The organism is Serratia sp. CY38905, from assembly GCF_052168875.1.
Taxonomy (GTDB): Bacteria; Pseudomonadota; Gammaproteobacteria; order Enterobacterales; family Enterobacteriaceae; genus Serratia; species Serratia sarumanii.
This window is the reverse complement of sequence record NZ_JBJNLV010000001.1, coordinates 1,200,086-1,215,071: the sequence shown is the minus strand read 5'-3', so window position 1 is coordinate 1,215,071 and position 14,986 is coordinate 1,200,086. Positions and strand designations below refer to the sequence as shown.

At 62.1% G+C, this 14,986-nt stretch carries 13 protein-coding genes; 9 read left to right on the top strand and 4 right to left on the bottom strand.

The window, feature by feature from the left end:
* Positions 1-132: 132 nt before the first annotated feature.
* The 3 genes from ppiD (at position 133) to ACJ8MK_RS06105 (ending at position 3,103) form a co-directional block, all read left to right on the top strand.
* Complete coding sequence (ppiD, locus tag ACJ8MK_RS06115) at positions 133-2,016, top strand: peptidylprolyl isomerase (RefSeq protein ID WP_442517588.1); 1,884 nt, start codon at positions 133-135, stop codon at positions 2,014-2,016.
* Between the two features lie 138 nt (positions 2,017-2,154).
* On the top strand, positions 2,155-2,535 hold the full coding sequence (locus ACJ8MK_RS06110; RefSeq protein ID WP_039566993.1) for a ComEA family DNA-binding protein: 381 nt from the start codon (positions 2,155-2,157) through the stop codon (positions 2,533-2,535).
* 154 nt (positions 2,536-2,689) lie between these two features.
* The gene (locus ACJ8MK_RS06105) at positions 2,690-3,103 is read left to right on the top strand and encodes an acyl-CoA thioesterase (RefSeq protein ID WP_033637318.1); all 414 of its coding nucleotides are present in this window, start codon (positions 2,690-2,692) and stop codon (positions 3,101-3,103) included.
* 42 nt (positions 3,104-3,145) lie between these two features.
* On the opposite strand, the gene queC is transcribed toward ACJ8MK_RS06105, so the two are convergent.
* The gene (queC, locus tag ACJ8MK_RS06100; RefSeq protein ID WP_004940343.1) at positions 3,146-3,844 is read right to left on the bottom strand and encodes a 7-cyano-7-deazaguanine synthase QueC; all 699 of its coding nucleotides are present in this window, start codon (positions 3,842-3,844) and stop codon (positions 3,146-3,148) included.
* 114 nt (positions 3,845-3,958) lie between these two features.
* A complete protein-coding gene (locus ACJ8MK_RS06095) occupies positions 3,959-5,674 on the bottom strand; it encodes an SgrR family transcriptional regulator (protein WP_033647300.1) in 1,716 nt (571 codons plus the stop codon).
* Between the two features lie 104 nt (positions 5,675-5,778).
* On the opposite strand from ACJ8MK_RS06095, the gene cof reads away from it, so the two are divergent.
* Positions 5,779-6,603 (top strand): HMP-PP phosphatase, encoded by an 825-nt coding sequence (gene cof / locus ACJ8MK_RS06090; RefSeq protein WP_033647299.1) that lies wholly within the window; start codon positions 5,779-5,781, stop codon positions 6,601-6,603.
* A gap of 60 nt (positions 6,604-6,663) precedes the next feature.
* Here the strand turns inward: cof and ACJ8MK_RS06085 are convergent, their stop codons facing one another.
* The gene (locus ACJ8MK_RS06085) at positions 6,664-7,704 is read right to left on the bottom strand and encodes a PLP-dependent cysteine synthase family protein (RefSeq protein ID WP_041033654.1); all 1,041 of its coding nucleotides are present in this window, start codon (positions 7,702-7,704) and stop codon (positions 6,664-6,666) included.
* 122 nt (positions 7,705-7,826) lie between these two features.
* Between ACJ8MK_RS06085 and ACJ8MK_RS06080 the strand changes: the two genes are divergently transcribed.
* The 5 genes from ACJ8MK_RS06080 (at position 7,827) to amtB (ending at position 13,866) form a co-directional block, all read left to right on the top strand.
* A complete protein-coding gene (locus tag ACJ8MK_RS06080) occupies positions 7,827-8,288 on the top strand; it encodes an Lrp/AsnC family transcriptional regulator (protein WP_193145794.1) in 462 nt (153 codons plus the stop codon).
* A 92-nt stretch (positions 8,289-8,380) separates the two neighbouring features.
* Positions 8,381-10,156: a multidrug efflux ABC transporter permease/ATP-binding subunit SmdA gene (smdA, locus tag ACJ8MK_RS06075; RefSeq protein ID WP_033653260.1), complete on the top strand. Its 1,776-nt coding sequence runs from the start codon at positions 8,381-8,383 to the stop codon at positions 10,154-10,156.
* Positions 10,149-11,927, top strand: a complete 1,779-nt coding sequence (gene smdB, locus ACJ8MK_RS06070; protein WP_442517587.1) for a multidrug efflux ABC transporter permease/ATP-binding subunit SmdB — start codon at positions 10,149-10,151, stop codon at positions 11,925-11,927. The genes smdA and smdB overlap by 8 nt, the downstream gene beginning before the upstream one ends.
* Positions 11,928-12,205: 278 nt before the next feature.
* The gene (glnK, locus tag ACJ8MK_RS06065) at positions 12,206-12,544 is read left to right on the top strand and encodes a P-II family nitrogen regulator (RefSeq protein WP_004940327.1); all 339 of its coding nucleotides are present in this window, start codon (positions 12,206-12,208) and stop codon (positions 12,542-12,544) included.
* 35 nt (positions 12,545-12,579) lie between these two features.
* A complete protein-coding gene (amtB, locus tag ACJ8MK_RS06060) occupies positions 12,580-13,866 on the top strand; it encodes an ammonium transporter AmtB (protein ID WP_004940322.1) in 1,287 nt (428 codons plus the stop codon).
* Positions 13,867-13,956: 90 nt separating this feature from the next.
* Here amtB and tesB read toward each other — a convergent pair whose 3' ends face one another.
* Positions 13,957-14,820 carry an acyl-CoA thioesterase II gene (gene tesB, locus ACJ8MK_RS06055; RefSeq protein WP_004940320.1) on the bottom strand — a complete coding sequence of 288 codons (864 nt, stop codon included), beginning with the start codon at positions 14,818-14,820 and terminating at the stop codon, positions 13,957-13,959.
* Positions 14,821-14,986: the final 166 nt, after the last annotated feature.

Sequence of the window (14,986 nt, the reverse complement as noted above, 5' to 3'; positions counted from 1 at the left end):
CACCTGACGCAGCGGTGCTGGTAAGGTAAGATACAAGGCGCATCGGACTGATGCGCTTTTTTTATTTTTGTCGCAGGGAACGCGCCTGCACAAGGGTTGTTAATCCACATCACAGCGGAGTGTTGTCACACTATGATGGACAATTTACGCGCGGCTGCTAATCACGTCGTGCTCAAAATCATCCTGGCCCTGATCATCCTGTCATTCGTTCTGACCGGGGTGGGTAACTACCTGATCGGCGGCTCCGGCGATTATGCTGCGAAAGTAAATGGTCAGACGATCGAGCGCGCTCAGCTGGAACAGGCTTTCCAAAGCGAGCGTAGCCGCATGCAGCAGCAGCTGGGTGACCAGTTCTCCGCGCTGGCCGGCAACGAAGGCTATATGCAGCAGATGCGCCGTCAGGTGTTGTCCCAGTTGATCGACAACATGCTGCTCGACCAGTACGCCAAGAAGCTGGGCCTGGCGGTCAGCGACGATCAGATCAAGGACGCCATCCGCAAGGCGCCTTACTTCCAGACCAACGGCCAGTTCGATAACGCCAAATACCTCGACCTGATCGGCCGCATGGGCTACACCGCCGACAACTTCGCGCAGTCGATGCGCCAGCAGTTGGTCAATCAGCAGGTGATCCAGGCCTTCGGCGATTCCGGCTTCGTGCTGCCGTCTGAATCGCAAGCCATGGCGGCGTTGGTGCTGCAGGAGCGCGACGTGCGCCTGGCGACCATCGATTTGAAAGCGCTGCAGGCGAAACAGAGCGCCGGCGACGACGAACTGAAGGCGTATTACGATCAGAACAAGAACAGCTTCATCGCACCTGAGCAGGTGAAGGTGAGCTATATCCCGCTGGACGCTGCGTCCATGCAGGACAAGGTGAAAGTGAGCGAAGAAGACATCAGCGCTTACTACGACCAGCACAAGAGCAGCTACGGCCAGCCGGAGCGTAAAAACTACAGCGTGATCCAGCTGAAAACCGAGGCGGAAGCCAACGCGGCGCTGGACGAGCTGAAGAAGGGCGCCGATTTCGCCATGCTGGCGAAAGAGAAATCCACCGATATCATCTCACGCCGCACCGGCGGCGAGCTGGGTTGGCTGGAGCCGGAAACCACCGCCGACGAACTGAAGCAGGCTAACCTGACCGAGAAAGGGCAGCTGTCCGGCGTGGTGAAGTCTTCCGTCGGCTACCTGATCGTGCGTTTGAACGATATCGAACCTGAGAAAGTGAAGCCGCTGAGCGAAGTGCATGACGCCATCGCCAAGCAGGTGCAGCAGGAGAAAGCGGTAGACGCGTATTACGCGCTGCAGCAGAAGGTGAGCGAAGCGGCGACCAGCGACAACGAATCTCTGGCCTCGGCTGAAGAAGCGGCCGGCGTGAAAGCGGCGCAAAGCGACTGGTTCACCCGTGACAACATTCCTGCCGCGCTGAACTTCAAGCCGGTCGTGCAGGCGATCTTCGACGGCTCGCTGATCGGCGAGAACGGCGCGCCGGGCAGCAACTCCGACGTGATCACCGTAGACGGCGACCGCGCCTTCGTGGTGCGCGTGAGCGGCCACAAGCCGGAAGGCATCGAACCGTTCGACCAGGTGAAAGACCGCGTGGCGGAACTGGTGAAGCGCAACAAGGCGCTGCAGGCAGCGAAACTGCAGGGCGAGAAGCTGCTGGTTGAGCTGAAGCAGGGCAAGGGCGACGAGGCGATGAAAGCCGCCGGCCTGAGCTTTGGCGCCGTGCAGAAGATGGCGCGCGCGCCGGAAGACAGCCAGCTGGTAGAGAGCGTGTTCGCGCTGCCGCACCCGCAGGACGGTAAACCGGTATACGGCATGTCGCAGGATCGTCAGGACAACGTGGTGCTGATCGCGCTCGATGCGGTGAAGCCAGGCACGTTGCCGGAAGACGAAATGAAAACCTTCGTTGGCAAGATGGAAGAGGGCGCGACCGGCGTCTCCTTCGATTCGCTGCTGGCGAGCCTGCGTAAAGAAGCCGAGATCAAAATGGGCGCCGCTGAGCAACAGCCTCAGTAATCGCCGCATTTTTCTGCAACGCAGTGCAACAAACAAAGGCCGCTTTCGCGGCCTTTTCCACATCTGATATCCGCCGATTGCTGAATATCCGCCGCCGCGGCAAGGTAACCGTGCTGTCACACACAAGGAGGATACAGCATGCAACATTCAGAGAAAAAAGCGTTTTTCGGTTACCGTCGTCACGTTAACGCCGCGCTGACCGCGCTGTTGTTATGCCTGGCTGGGCCGGGCGCCGCGGCGGAAAAAACCGAGGCGCCGGCGCCCATGCTCTCAACGCCGACGAGCAATGGCGGGCAACAGACGATGACCAGGGTGGCCGAAGAAACGGCGGTCAGCATCAATCAGGCTACCGCCGAACAGCTGGCCGCCGCCTTGAGCGGCGTCGGCCTGAAGAAGGCGGAAGGCATCGTGCGCTACCGCGAGCAGAATGGGCCATTCACCCAGGTTGAGCAGTTGCAGGAGGTGCCGGGCATCGGGCCGGCGCTGTTTGAGAAGAACCGCGCCCGGCTGAAAATGTGATCCCGGTCGCGGCTGCGTGGCAAAATGCCGCTGAGGCCGAAACTCCTCTGCTACATTTTACAGGTCTTACCAGTTTGGCGCGTTGACCAAACGGGCGAGGGAGCCAGCGCGGCTCCCTCTTTCTGTAATCACCAGGCAGGAGCGATCGTTCCCTATGCAAACCTTTATCAAAGTTCGCGGTTATCATCTTGATGTTTACCAGCACGTTAACAATGCTCGCTATCTGGAGTTTCTGGAAGAGGCGCGTTGGGAGTGGCTGGAGAACGAGGCCGGGTTCCGCTGGATGACGGAAAACAACATCGCTTTCATCGTGGTGAACATCAATATCAATTACCGCAGCCCGGCGGTATTGGGGGATAAGCTGCGTATCGACAGCCAGATGGTGCAGCTCAACGGCAAGAGCGGCGTGCTGAGCCAAAAGGTGACGCAGGATCCGGCGGGGACGCCGGTGGCCGACGCGCTGCTGACTTTCGTGTGCGTCGATCTGAAAACGCAGCGTGCGCTGCCGCTCGAGGGGGAACTGCGTGCGCATCTGGAGGCGCTTGTGCCGCAGGAAAACTCACGGTAAACAGGGGGAGAACGGGCGGCAGAAGCTGCCGCCGTCACTGCCTCAGGCCAGACCGGCCTTTTGTTTCAACGCGGCCATCACTTCCGCCTGATTGGCGCGATACTGCGTCAGGCCATTGGCGCGCAGGTTGCAGGCGGCGCACTCGCCGCAGCCGTCACCCTTGATGCCGTTGTAGCAGGTCAGCGTATCCTGGCGCACGCGATCCAGCTGGTGGTAATAGTCCGCCAGCGCCCAGGTCTCGGCCTTGTTCAGCCACATCAGCGGCGTTTCGAAGCGGATATCGCGGGCGATGCCCAGCGTCACCGCCTTGTTCAACGCTTTAACGAACTCGTCGCGGCAATCGGGGTAGCCGGAGAAATCGGTTTCACACACGCCGGTGATCACCGCTTCCGCTTCCACCTGGTAGGCGTAGATCGCCGCCAGCGTCAGGAACAGGATGTTGCGGCCCGGCACGAAGGTGCTCGGCAGCGCATTTTTCTGATTGGGGTCGTAGGCGGGAACCGGGATATTGTCGCGCGTCAGGCTGCTGACGGCCAGCTCGTTGAGCAGCGTTACGTCCAGCACCTTGTGCGCCTTGGCGCCGAGGGCCACCGACAGCTCCTGAGCCACTTCAATCTCGGCGCGATGGCGCTGGCCGTAATCGAACGTGACGCAGTGAACTTCGTCATACTGTTGCAATGCCTGGATCAAGCAGGTCGTGGAGTCTTGTCCACCGCTGAAAACGACAACCGCGCGCTTCATAAAATCACCTTTTTGGGCTTTGGCCTCTCCCGATACACATTCGGGCGGCAGGATAAAATTGCGTTGCGGCGACAATAGTAGCAGAAAGGGCCGCCAGGCGCAGGGCGGTTCGGCTCAGGCCGGGGCGTCGTCCACCGGCGGCGGCAGCCACGCCTGGCAAAAATCGAACCAGCCGTGAGCGGTCAGCGTGACGCCATGCATGCGCGGCGGCGCGCTGATCTGATACTGGTAGTGAAACAGCGGCGTGATGATGGCGGCGGCCATCAGCCGTTGATAATAAGCCTGCAGTTGTGCGAAGCGCGGTTGCTGCGCCTGCAGCTGCTGGATCTGCCGCAGCGTGCCCTGTTGCTGTTGCCAGCGGCTTTCCGTCAGGATGCCGCGCCACAGCGTATCCTGCCGCAGCCAGCTCTCCAGCGTCGCCTCCGGCGCTTCGCCGATCAGGTTGTCCGCCAGCAGCAGGTCGGCCTGGGCGATCTGTTCCTCGCTTTGCCAGCGCTTGCCGGCGTAGTAGCGCACTTCCAGCTCGCAGCCGTGCTGCGCGAGCAGCCGCTGTAGCGCGGCCGTCACCGTTTCCAGCTCGACCGGCGGCCGATACAGCAGCGTCAGCCGGGCGGGCAGGGCGACGTCCTCTTCGACCTGTTGGCGGGGGATGCGCCAGCCGGGCAGCATTTCATGGCTGGGGGTGATCACGCTGTTGGGGATCGGCAGATGGCTCAGCAGGCCGGACTGCTGGATCAGCATCAGCAGCTTTTGCCCCTGGGCTTCGCTCAGCACGCCGTGGCGCAGGTTCAGCGCCAGATAACACCAGCCCAGGCTCATGCTGCGCTGCACCGGCCGGGCCTGCGCCAAATCGTCTTGTTGACCGATGGTGATGCGCACCGGATGCTGGCAGCTGGTGTAGGGGGCGGCGGTGGGCAGATCGGGGGTGATCCAGTATTCGATGGTGTCCAGATACGGATGCTGCAGGTGGTAACCGGCGTGCTGTTCCAGCCGCACCAGCTGCGGTTCATTCAGCGTCAGCTTGAACGGGCCGGCGCCGATGGCCGGCAGCTCCGGGTGGGTCATCAGGCAAGGCAGTTCCGCCAGCCGGTGGGCCAGCCAGTAATCCGGCAGATGCAGATCGAACTGAACGCACAGCGGATGCGGCAGGCTGATGCGCGCGACGTTGGCCAGGCTCGGTTGGCTGCGCGGGTGGTGTTGCAGTTTTTCCAGCGTTTGCAGCAGCTGGTGGCCGGTCAACGGTTCGCCGTTGTGCCAGCGCAGCTGGCTGCGCAGAAAGAAGCGCCAGCGCAGGCCGCGATCGCTAATCTGCCAATGGTGCGCCAGATCGGGCTGCGGTTCCGGGTTACCGGTCATCAGGCGCGTCAGCCCGGCGTGCAGGGTCGACACCAGGTGTTGCTCGGCGCGGCCGGTCAGCGTGAGCGGGTCGAGCGCTTCCAGCGTGCGGTAATAGGGAATGCGCAGCGTCGGGCTGCCGGCCTGCCATTGCCCGCCGAGGTGCGGGCTGAGCAGATCCTGCAGGTGCTGCGGATCGAGCTGCGCCATCTCCAGCGCCCCCTGATGGTTGCCCTGTTGCAGCAGCTGTTGCAACAGCTGCGCGCGTAGCTCATCCGGGGTTTTCAGGCAGTGCAGGCGAGCGCGTTTGCCCCGGCCGGGCTGCGAATGCCAGCTCAGCCAGCCCTGATCCTGCAGCTGTTGCACCAGCGTGCGGGCGTGCCGCTCGCTGCAGTAGAACATCGCCGCCAGCTCGCCGATGGTCACGGCGACCGGCGCGCTGCCGAGCTGATGGTACAGGCGTTGATATTGGCTGAGGCGGTGAACCAGGCGCATGGGCAGAAATCCGGAACGGTTTTTTCAAATTGTTCACTATTACTTCCGTAAATGCCATCCCATACTGCATTGATTGCAATCGCGTTCACATTCAAGAGGTCTTTATGTATCGCCTGGCAGCTTTCGATATGGACGGCACGCTGTTGATGCCGGATCACCGGGTTGGCCCGGAAACGCTGGCGGTGCTGAACCAGCTGGTGGAACGGGAGATGGTGGTGACGTTCGCCACCGGGCGGCACTACCTCGACGCGCAGCCGATCATGGCGCAGCTGGGGCTGCAGGGCTACCTGATCACCGGCAACGGCACGCGGGTGTATGACAACCGCGGCCAACAGCTGCACGCTACCGATCTGCCGGCGGCGGTCGCCGAGGAGGTTTTGCATCATCATTGGCGCACCCGCGCCAGCATGCACGTGTTCCGCGACGAAGGCTGGCTGACCGAGTTTCCCGTGCCGGAAGAGATGCTGCGGGCGCACCACCTGAGCGGCTTTCGTTTTCAGCTGGCCGACGTGCGCCGCCTGCCGGCGTTCGGCAACAGCAAGGTGTGCTTTGTCGCGCCGCATGAGGAGCTGCTGGCGTTGCAGGTGCAGCTGCGGGCACAGCTGGGCGACGAGGCAGACCTGTGCTTTTCCGCCTACGATTGCCTGGAGGTGCTGCCGCTCGGTTGCAATAAGGGCACGGCGCTGGACCGGCTGAGCCGCCATCTGGGGCTGACGATGGCCGACTGCATGGCGTTCGGCGACGCGATGAACGACAAAGAGATGCTGGGGGCGGTGGGGCACGGCGTGGTGATGGGCAACGCCCTGCCGCAGCTGAAATCCCTGCTGCCGCAGCTACCGGTTATCGGCCATTGCCAGCAGCAGGCGGTGGCCCACTATTTACAACATTGGCTGCGTTCACCTTGCCTCACCTATTCCCCCGAAGAATGAGGTTCTCCTTACAGCCGGCCGGGTATGACTACCCGGCTTTTTTTTATCCGCAGCCTGGCGTTACAAATCCGCCAGCTGCGCCAGATACGGCTGCAGATCGCCGATGTTATTGCTGACCCATTCCGGGTTGTAATAGGTATCCAGATAACGCTCGCCGCTGTCGCACAGCAGGGTGACGATCGACCCTTGCTCGCCGTTTTCCCGCATCTGTTTCGCCAATTGCAGCGCCCCCCAGACGTTGGTGCCGGTAGAGGCGCCAACCTTGCGGCCGAGCACGCCTTCCAGCCAGTGAATGGTGGCGACGCTGGCGGCATCCGGCACCCGCAGCATGTTGTCGACCACCGACGGGATGAACGACGGCTCGGCGCGCGGGCGGCCGATGCCTTCAATGCGGCTGCCGCAGCTGCCGATCAGGGTGCGATCGCCGTGGTGGAAGCAGTCATAGAACACCGAATTTTCCGGATCGACCACCGTCAATTGCGTATCGTGCCCCTGATAGCGGATGTAGCGCCCCAGCGTGGCGGAGGTGCCGCCGGTGCCGGCGCTCATCACGATGTGTTTCGGCACCGGGAAGGGTTCGCGCGCCATCTGGCGGAAGATGCTGTCGGCGATATTGTTGTTGCCGCGCCAGTCGGTGGCGCGCTCGGCGTAGGTGAACTGATCCATATAGTGGCCGTTCAGCTCTTTCGCCAGCTGTTCGGAGGCGGCGTAGATCTGGGCGGCGTGATCGACGAAGTGACAGCGGCCGCCGTAAAAGGCGATCTGCTCCACCTTGCGGCGCGCGGTGCAGGACGGCATCACCGCGATGAACGGCAGGCCGATCAGACGGGCGAAGTAGGCTTCGGACACCGCGGTGCTGCCGGAAGAGGCCTCGATGATGGTGGTGTTTTCGGTGATCCAGCCGTTGCACAGGCCATAAAGGAACAGCGAGCGCGCCAGACGGTGTTTCAGGCTACCGGTCGGGTGGGTGCTCTCATCTTTCAGATACAGGCAGATGCCGGGAAACGCCGGCATGTTCAGGCGAATCAGGTGCGTATCGGCGGAGCGCTGAAAATCCGCTTCTATTTCACCGATAGCATATTTTACCCAAGAGTTTGTCATGATTTGGCCTCAGAATAGGGGGCTGGTTTATGGCGTAGCATAGCCTGTCGGCAGGAAAAAAGGATTGCCATTTTCCCTGTTTAATCGCCTAATGGGAGAAAATTTTTCTCCTGGTAGCCGCTATGTTAGATAAAACAGACCGTAAGCTGCTGTGCATGCTGCAGCAAGATTGCACCCAGTCGCTGCAGGCGCTGGCCGATGCGGTCAATTTGACCTCGACGCCGTGCTGGAAACGGCTGAAGCGCCTGGAAGACGAGGGCTATATCCGCGGCCGGGTGGCGCTGCTGGATAACGAAAAGCTCGGCCTGGGGCTGACGGCGTTTGTGCTGATCAAGACCCAGCAGCACAGCAGCGAGTGGTATCAGGCGTTTGTGCAGCTGGCCAGCCAGATGCCCGAGGTGCTGGCGTTCTACCGCATGGCGGGGGAGTACGATTACCTGATGCAGGTCGAAGTGGCGGACATGAAAAGCTACGACGGCTTTTATAAGCGCCTGGTGAACGGCGTACCGGGCCTCATCGACGTCACCTCGAGCTTTGCCATGGAAAAAATCAAATACACCACTGCATTGCCGGTGCCGGAGTGAAAAGTTCACCGGACGGGCGGCTCAACGGTGGTATCCTGCTCCGCTGAAGCAGAAAAAGAGACAAATCCCATAAAATCCTGGAATCAAACTGCGTGAGATTATTTGCACAAATCGGCTGGTACTTCCGCCGGGAGTGGCGCCGCTACCTCGGGGCGGTGGTGCTGCTGATCGTCATCGCCATCCTGCAACTGTTGCCGCCTAAGCTGGTCGGCATCATCGTGGACGGCGTCACCGAAAAACAAATGTCTACCGGCGTGCTGATGGCCTGGCTCGGGCTGATGATCGGCACCGCGATCGTCGTTTACCTGCTGCGCTATGTGTGGCGGGTATTGCTGTTCGGCGCGTCCTACCAGCTGGCGGTCGAACTGCGCGAGAACTTTTACCGCCAGCTCAGCCGGCAAAACCCGGCGTTCTACCTGCGCCACCGCACCGGCGATCTGATGGCGCGCGCCACCAACGACGTGGACCGCGTGGTGTTCGCCGCCGGTGAAGGCGTGCTGACGCTGGTGGATTCGCTGGTGATGGGGTTGGTGGTGCTGGTGGTGATGAGCACCCAAATCAGCTGGCAGCTGACGGTGCTGGCGTTGATCCCGATGCCGCTGATGGCGATCGCCATCAAATATTACGGCGACCAGCTGCACCAGCGCTTTAAATCGGCGCAGGCGGCGTTTTCCAGCCTGAACGATCAGGCGCAGGAAAGCATGACCAGCATCCGCATGATCAAGGCCTTTGGGCTGGAAGATCACCAATCCAACCGCTTTGCCGACGTCGCGGCGCAGACCGGCGCCAAGAACATGCACGTGGCGCGGGTGGATGCGCGCTTCGATCCGACCATTTATATCGCCATCGGCGCCTCTAACCTGCTGGCCATCGGCGGCGGCAGCTGGATGGTGGTGAACGGTTCGTTGACGCTCGGGCAACTGACCAGCTTTGTGATGTACCTCGGCCTGATGATCTGGCCAATGCTGGCGCTGGCCTGGATGTTCAACATCGTCGAGCGTGGCAGCGCGGCCTACAGCCGCATCCGCAGCCTGCTCGACGAGGCGCCGGCGGTGCAGGACGGCCCGCAGGCGCTGCCGGCCGGGCGCGGCGTGCTGGACGTGGATATCCGCGCGTTCCACTACCCGGAAAACCCGCACCCGGCGCTGCATGATGTGGCGCTGACGCTGAAACCGGGGCAGATGCTGGGGCTGTGCGGGCCGACCGGCGCCGGCAAATCGACGCTGCTGTCGCTGATCCAGCGCCAGTTCGACGTCGATCAAGGGCAGATCCGCTATCACGGCCTGCCGCTGCCGCAGGTCAAACTCGACGACTGGCGTTCGCGGCTGTCGGTGGTGAGCCAGACGCCGTTCCTGTTCTCCGATACCGTGGCGAACAACATCGCGCTGGGCCATCCGGGGGCGACGCAGGCGCAGATCGAACAGGCGGCGCGGTTGGCCAGCGTTCATGAGGACATTCTGCGGTTGCCGCAGGGCTATGACACCGAGGTGGGCGAACGCGGCGTGATGCTGTCGGGCGGGCAGAAACAGCGTATCTCCATTGCGCGCGCGCTGCTGCTGGATGCGGAGATCCTGATCCTCGACGACGCGCTGTCGGCGGTGGACGGCCGCACCGAACACCAGATCCTGCACAACCTGCGCAGCTGGGGGCAAGATCGCACGGTGATCATCAGCGCGCACCGGCTGTCGGCCTTGACCGAAGCCGGCGAGATCCTGGTGATGCAGCACGGTGGCGTGGCGCAGCGCGGCGATCATGCGGCGCTGGCGGCGCAGCCGGGCTGGTATCGCGATATGTACCGTTATCAGCAGCTGGAAGCGGCGCTGGACGAAGCGCCGGAAAACGGCGAGGAGGCGTTGGCCGATGAATAAAGTGCAAAAGCTGTGGCCGACGCTGAAGCGGCTGCTGGCCTACGGCTCGCCGTACCGCAAACCGCTGGGACTGGCGGTGCTGATGCTGTGGGTGGCGGCGGCGGCGGAAGTCGCCGGGCCGATCCTGGTGAGCTATTTCATCGATAACTACGTCGCCAAAGGGCAGCTGCCGCTGACGATCGTCGGCGGGCTGGCGGCGGCTTACATTCTGCTGGAGCTGCTGGCGGCGGCGCTGCACTACTTCCAGGCGCTGCTGTTCAACCAGGCGGCGGTGGGCGTGGTCCAGCGGCTGCGTACCGACGTGATGGACGCCGCGCTGCGCCAGCCGCTCAGCGCCTTCGACACCCAGCCGGTCGGGCAATTGATCTCGCGCGTCACCAACGACACCGAGGTGATCAAGGATCTGTACGTGATGGTGGTCTCCACGGTGCTGAAAAGCGCCGCGCTGATCGGCGCCATGCTGGTGGCGATGTTCAGTCTCGACTGGCGCATGGCGCTGGTGGCGGTCTGCATCTTCCCGGCGGTGTTCGTGGTGATGGGCATCTATCAATACTACAGCACGCCGATCGTGCGCCGGGTGCGCAGCTATCTGGCGGACATCAACGACGGCTTCAACGAAGTGATCAACGGCATGGGCGTGATTCAGCAGTTCCGCCAGCAGGTGCGCTTCGGCGAGCGCATGAGCGCCGCCAGCCAGTCGCACTATCTGGCGCGTATGCAGACCCTGCGGCTCGACGGTTTTCTGCTGCGGCCGCTGCTCAGCCTGTTTTCGGCGCTGGTGCTGTGCGGCCTGCTGATGCTGTTCGGCTTCAGCGGCGAAGGCGTGATTGGCGTCGGCGTGCTCTACGCCTTCATCAATTACCTGGGGCGCCTGAACGAACCGCTGATCGAGCTGACGTCACAGCAGTCGATCCTGCAGCAGGCGGTGGTGGCCGGCGAACGCATCTTCGAGCTGATGGATCGCAGCCAGCAGAGTTACGGCGCCGACGATCGTCCGTTGGCCGGTGGCCGCATCGACATCACCGATCTGAGCTTCGCCTACCGCGCGGACAAAAAGGTGCTGCAGCACATTTCGCTGGCGGTGCCGTCGCGCGGTTTCGTGGCGCTGGTCGGGCATACCGGCAGCGGCAAGAGCACCTTGGCCAACCTGCTGATGGGCTATTACCCGGTCAGCGAAGGGGAAGTGCGCCTCGATGGCCGCCCGATCTCCAGCCTGTCGCACCGCACGCTGCGCCAGGGCGTGGCGATGGTGCAGCAGGATCCGGTGGTGATCGCCGATTCGGTGCTGGCCAACGTCACGCTGGGGCGCAACATCGAGGAAGACGCCGTGTGGCGGGCGCTGGAAACGGTGCAGCTGGCGGATCTGGTGCGCGGCTTCCCGCAGGGCATTCACACCCGGCTGGGAGAGCAGGGCAATAACCTGTCGGTTGGGCAGAAACAGCTGCTGGCGATGGCGCGAGTATTGGTGCAGGCGCCGCAGATCCTGATCCTCGACGAGGCGACCGCCAATATCGACTCGGGCACCGAACAGGCGATCCAGCGCGCGCTGCGTGCGATCCGCGAGCACACCACGCTGGTGGTGATCGCCCACCGGCTGTCGACCATCGTCGATGCCGACTCCATTCTGGTGCTGCATCGCGGCCAGGCGGTGGAGCAGGGCAATCATCAGCAGCTGCTGGCGCAGCAGGGGCGCTACTACCAGATGTATCAGCTGCAGCTGGCGGGCGAGCAGTTGGCGGAAGCAGTGAGCGAGGAGAGCCAACCCGCCTGAACATGGGCCGCGATCGCGGCCCTTGTTTCTTTCCAACGCACCACAAGCAGGCACCCCGCCAGAGCTATGCCCCCTTTCTGCACTCTTTCGACGCGATGCGCACCAAATCAGTGCGCATTATTTAACCCATTCAAGGTATCGGTGCGGCGCTGCGTCGCGGGGGCGCCCGCGCGCCCGCTAATCCGCTGAATCGCCATGAAAAATTAAATTTGGCACAGCCCTTGCTACATAAGAGGTGTACCAGGGGTGAGTTTGGGCTTAATTCGTGGAGGGGCAATATGAAGCTGGTGACCGTGGTAATCAAACCGTTCAAGCTGGAGGACGTGCGCGAGGCCCTGTCCTCCGTGGGCATTCAGGGGTTGACCGTAACCGAAGTGAAGGGCTTTGGCCGCCAGAAGGGGCACGCCGAGCTGTATCGCGGCGCCGAGTATAACGTCAACTTCCTGCCCAAGGTCAAAATCGACATCGCCATCGCCGACGATCAGTTGGATGAAGTGGTTGATGTTATTAGCAAAGCCGCCTATACCGGCAAAATCGGCGACGGCAAAATTTTCGTTGCCGAGTTGCAACGCGTGATCCGCATTCGCACCGGCGAAACCGACGAATCGGCACTGTAACCGCGAACTCAGTTAAGTGATGGGGATGATTGATAATGAAAAGACTGTTATCCATGTTGGGCCTGAGTTCGGTAACCCTGGTTCCTTCTTTGGCCCTGGCCGCTCCGGCGGTCGCTGATAAGGCCGACAACGCCTTTATGATGATCTGCACCGCGTTGGTGCTGTTCATGACGCTGCCCGGCATCGCGCTGTTTTACGGCGGCCTGCTGCGCGGCAAAAACGTGCTGTCGATGCTGACGCAGGTCACCGTCACCTTCGCGCTGGTTTGCGTGCTGTGGGTGCTGTATGGCTACAGCCTGGCGTTCAGCGAGGGCAATGCGGTGTTCGGCGGGTTCGAGACGGCGATGCTGAAAGGCATCGGTATCGACAGCGTCACCGGCAGCATCAGCCAGATGATCCACGTCGCCTTCCAGGCCTCCTTCGCCTGTATCACCGTGGCGCTGGTGGTGGGCGGCTTCGCCGAACGCATTCGCTTCTCGGCGGTGCTGATCTTCGCGATCCTGTGGTTCACGTTGTCTTACCTGCCGATCGCGCACATGGTGTGGGGCGGCGGCTACCTGGCCGCCGACGGCGCATTGGACTTCGCCGGCGGCACTGTGGTGCACATCAACGCCGCCAGCGCCGGGTTGATCGGCGCCTACCTGATCGGCAAGCGCGCCGGCTTCGGTAAAGAGGCCTTCAAACCGCACAACCTGCCGATGGTGTTTACCGGGGCGTCGATCCTGTATATCGGCTGGTTCGGCTTTAACGCCGGCTCCGCCAGCGCGGCCAACGGCATTGCGGCCCTGGCATTCCTCAACACCGTGGTTGCCACCGCGGGCGCCATTCTCTCCTGGACCTTCGCCGAATGGGTGCTGCGTGGCAAGCCTTCGCTGCTGGGCGCCTGCTCCGGCATGATCGCCGGGTTGGTTGCGGTGACGCCGGCGGCGGGCACCGTGGGCGTGGGCGGGGCGTTGATCATCGGCCTGGTGGGCGGCGTCGCCGGTCTGTGGGGCGTCGTAACGCTGAAAAAATGGCTGAAAGTGGACGACACCTGCGACGTATTCGGCGTGCACGGGGTGTGCGGCATCGTCGGCTGCCTGCTGACCGGCGTGTTCACCGCCTCTTCACTGGGCGGCACCGGCTACGCCGAAGGCGTGACGATGGGCCACCAGGTCTGGATCCAGCTGGTGAGCGTGCTGATCACGCTGGTGTGGTCGAGCGTCGCCGCCTTTATCGCCTTCAAGATCGCGGGCGCCATGGTGGGGCTGAGAGTGCCGGAAGAGCAGGAACGCGAAGGGCTGGATGTCAACAGCCACGGCGAAAGCGCCTACAACCAATAAGACTCGAAGCAGGGCAGTGCGCTAAAGACTAAAATAATGATGAAGCCAAAAGGGGCGATGGAAACATCGCCCCTTTCTTTATATTGCGGATCAGGCGTCGCGCTGGCGAATCACCCCTTCCTGCACGGTGGTGGCGACCAGTACGCCGTCGCGGGTGTAGATCTGGCCGCGCACAAAGCCCCGTGCGCCGGAGGCGGAGGAGCTCTCCACCGCGTACAGCAGCCAGTCATCCATGCGGAACGGACGGTGGAACCACATCGAGTGGTCAATGGTGGCCACCTGCATGCCCGGCTCGAGGAAGCCGACGCCGTGCGGCTGCAGCGCCGTCGGCAGGAAGTTAAAGTCCGACGCGTAGCCCAGCAGATATTGGTGGATGCGCTGATCGTCCGGCATGCTGCCGTTGGCGCGGAACCACACGTAGCGATGCGGTTCTTCCACGCTGCCTTTCAGCGGGTTGTGGAATTTCACCGGGCGCATTTCGATCGGCTTCTGGCCGATAAATTTTTCGCGCACTTTTTCCGGCAGCATATGCGCCAGTTTCTGGGCGATCTCTGACTCGGACAGCAACCCTTCCGGCGGCGGCACGTCCGGCATCAGGTTCTGATGCTCGAAACCCGCTTCCGGGCTCTGGAAGGAAGCGGTCATATAGAAGATAGGTTTGCCGTGCTGGATGGCGCTGACGCGGCGCGCGCTGAAACTGTTGCCGTCGCGCAGGGTTTCCACGTCGTAAACGATAGGCTTGCTGCTGTCGCCTGGGCGCAGGAAGTAACTGTGGAACGAATGCACGCTGCGTTCGTCCGGCACCGTCTGTTTGGCTGCGTACAGCGCCTGGCCGACCACTTGCCCGCCGAACACCTGGCGCAGCCCCAGATCTTCACTCTGGCCGCGGAACAGCCCTTCTTCGATTTTCTCCAGATCCAGCAGATCGAGGAGGTTTTGCAATGCCTGGCTCATAAAGTTGTTACCTTTCTAATAATCATTTTGCGCAGTGTGCGGAATATCACGGCGCGGCGTCAACATTTTGCGTTAAAGGGCCGATGAGAATGCTCTTAATCGTGGACGCCTTGGGTTGTTTAAGTGATTAATAGGCGGGGTAAAGTGGATTTATCAGTGTTTTGTG

Coding starts and splice junctions, on each gene's coding strand:
- ppiD (WP_442517588.1), top strand. CDS start 133: ATGATGGACAATTTACGCGCGGCTGCTAATCACGTCGTGCTCAAAATC.
- ACJ8MK_RS06110 (WP_039566993.1), top strand. CDS start 2,155: ATGCAACATTCAGAGAAAAAAGCGTTTTTCGGTTACCGTCGTCACGTT.
- amtB (WP_004940322.1), top strand. CDS start 12,580: ATGAAAAGACTGTTATCCATGTTGGGCCTGAGTTCGGTAACCCTGGTT.
- ACJ8MK_RS06095 (WP_033647300.1), bottom strand. CDS start 5,674: ATGCGCCTGGTTCACCGCCTCAGCCAATATCAACGCCTGTACCATCAG.
- queC (WP_004940343.1), bottom strand. CDS start 3,844: ATGAAGCGCGCGGTTGTCGTTTTCAGCGGTGGACAAGACTCCACGACC.
- glnK (WP_004940327.1), top strand. CDS start 12,206: ATGAAGCTGGTGACCGTGGTAATCAAACCGTTCAAGCTGGAGGACGTG.
- ACJ8MK_RS06105 (WP_033637318.1), top strand. CDS start 2,690: ATGCAAACCTTTATCAAAGTTCGCGGTTATCATCTTGATGTTTACCAG.
- smdB (WP_442517587.1), top strand. CDS start 10,149: ATGAATAAAGTGCAAAAGCTGTGGCCGACGCTGAAGCGGCTGCTGGCC.
- ACJ8MK_RS06085 (WP_041033654.1), bottom strand. CDS start 7,704: ATGACAAACTCTTGGGTAAAATATGCTATCGGTGAAATAGAAGCGGAT.
- tesB (WP_004940320.1), bottom strand. CDS start 14,820: ATGAGCCAGGCATTGCAAAACCTCCTCGATCTGCTGGATCTGGAGAAA.
- cof (WP_033647299.1), top strand. CDS start 5,779: ATGTATCGCCTGGCAGCTTTCGATATGGACGGCACGCTGTTGATGCCG.
- ACJ8MK_RS06080 (WP_193145794.1), top strand. CDS start 7,827: ATGTTAGATAAAACAGACCGTAAGCTGCTGTGCATGCTGCAGCAAGAT.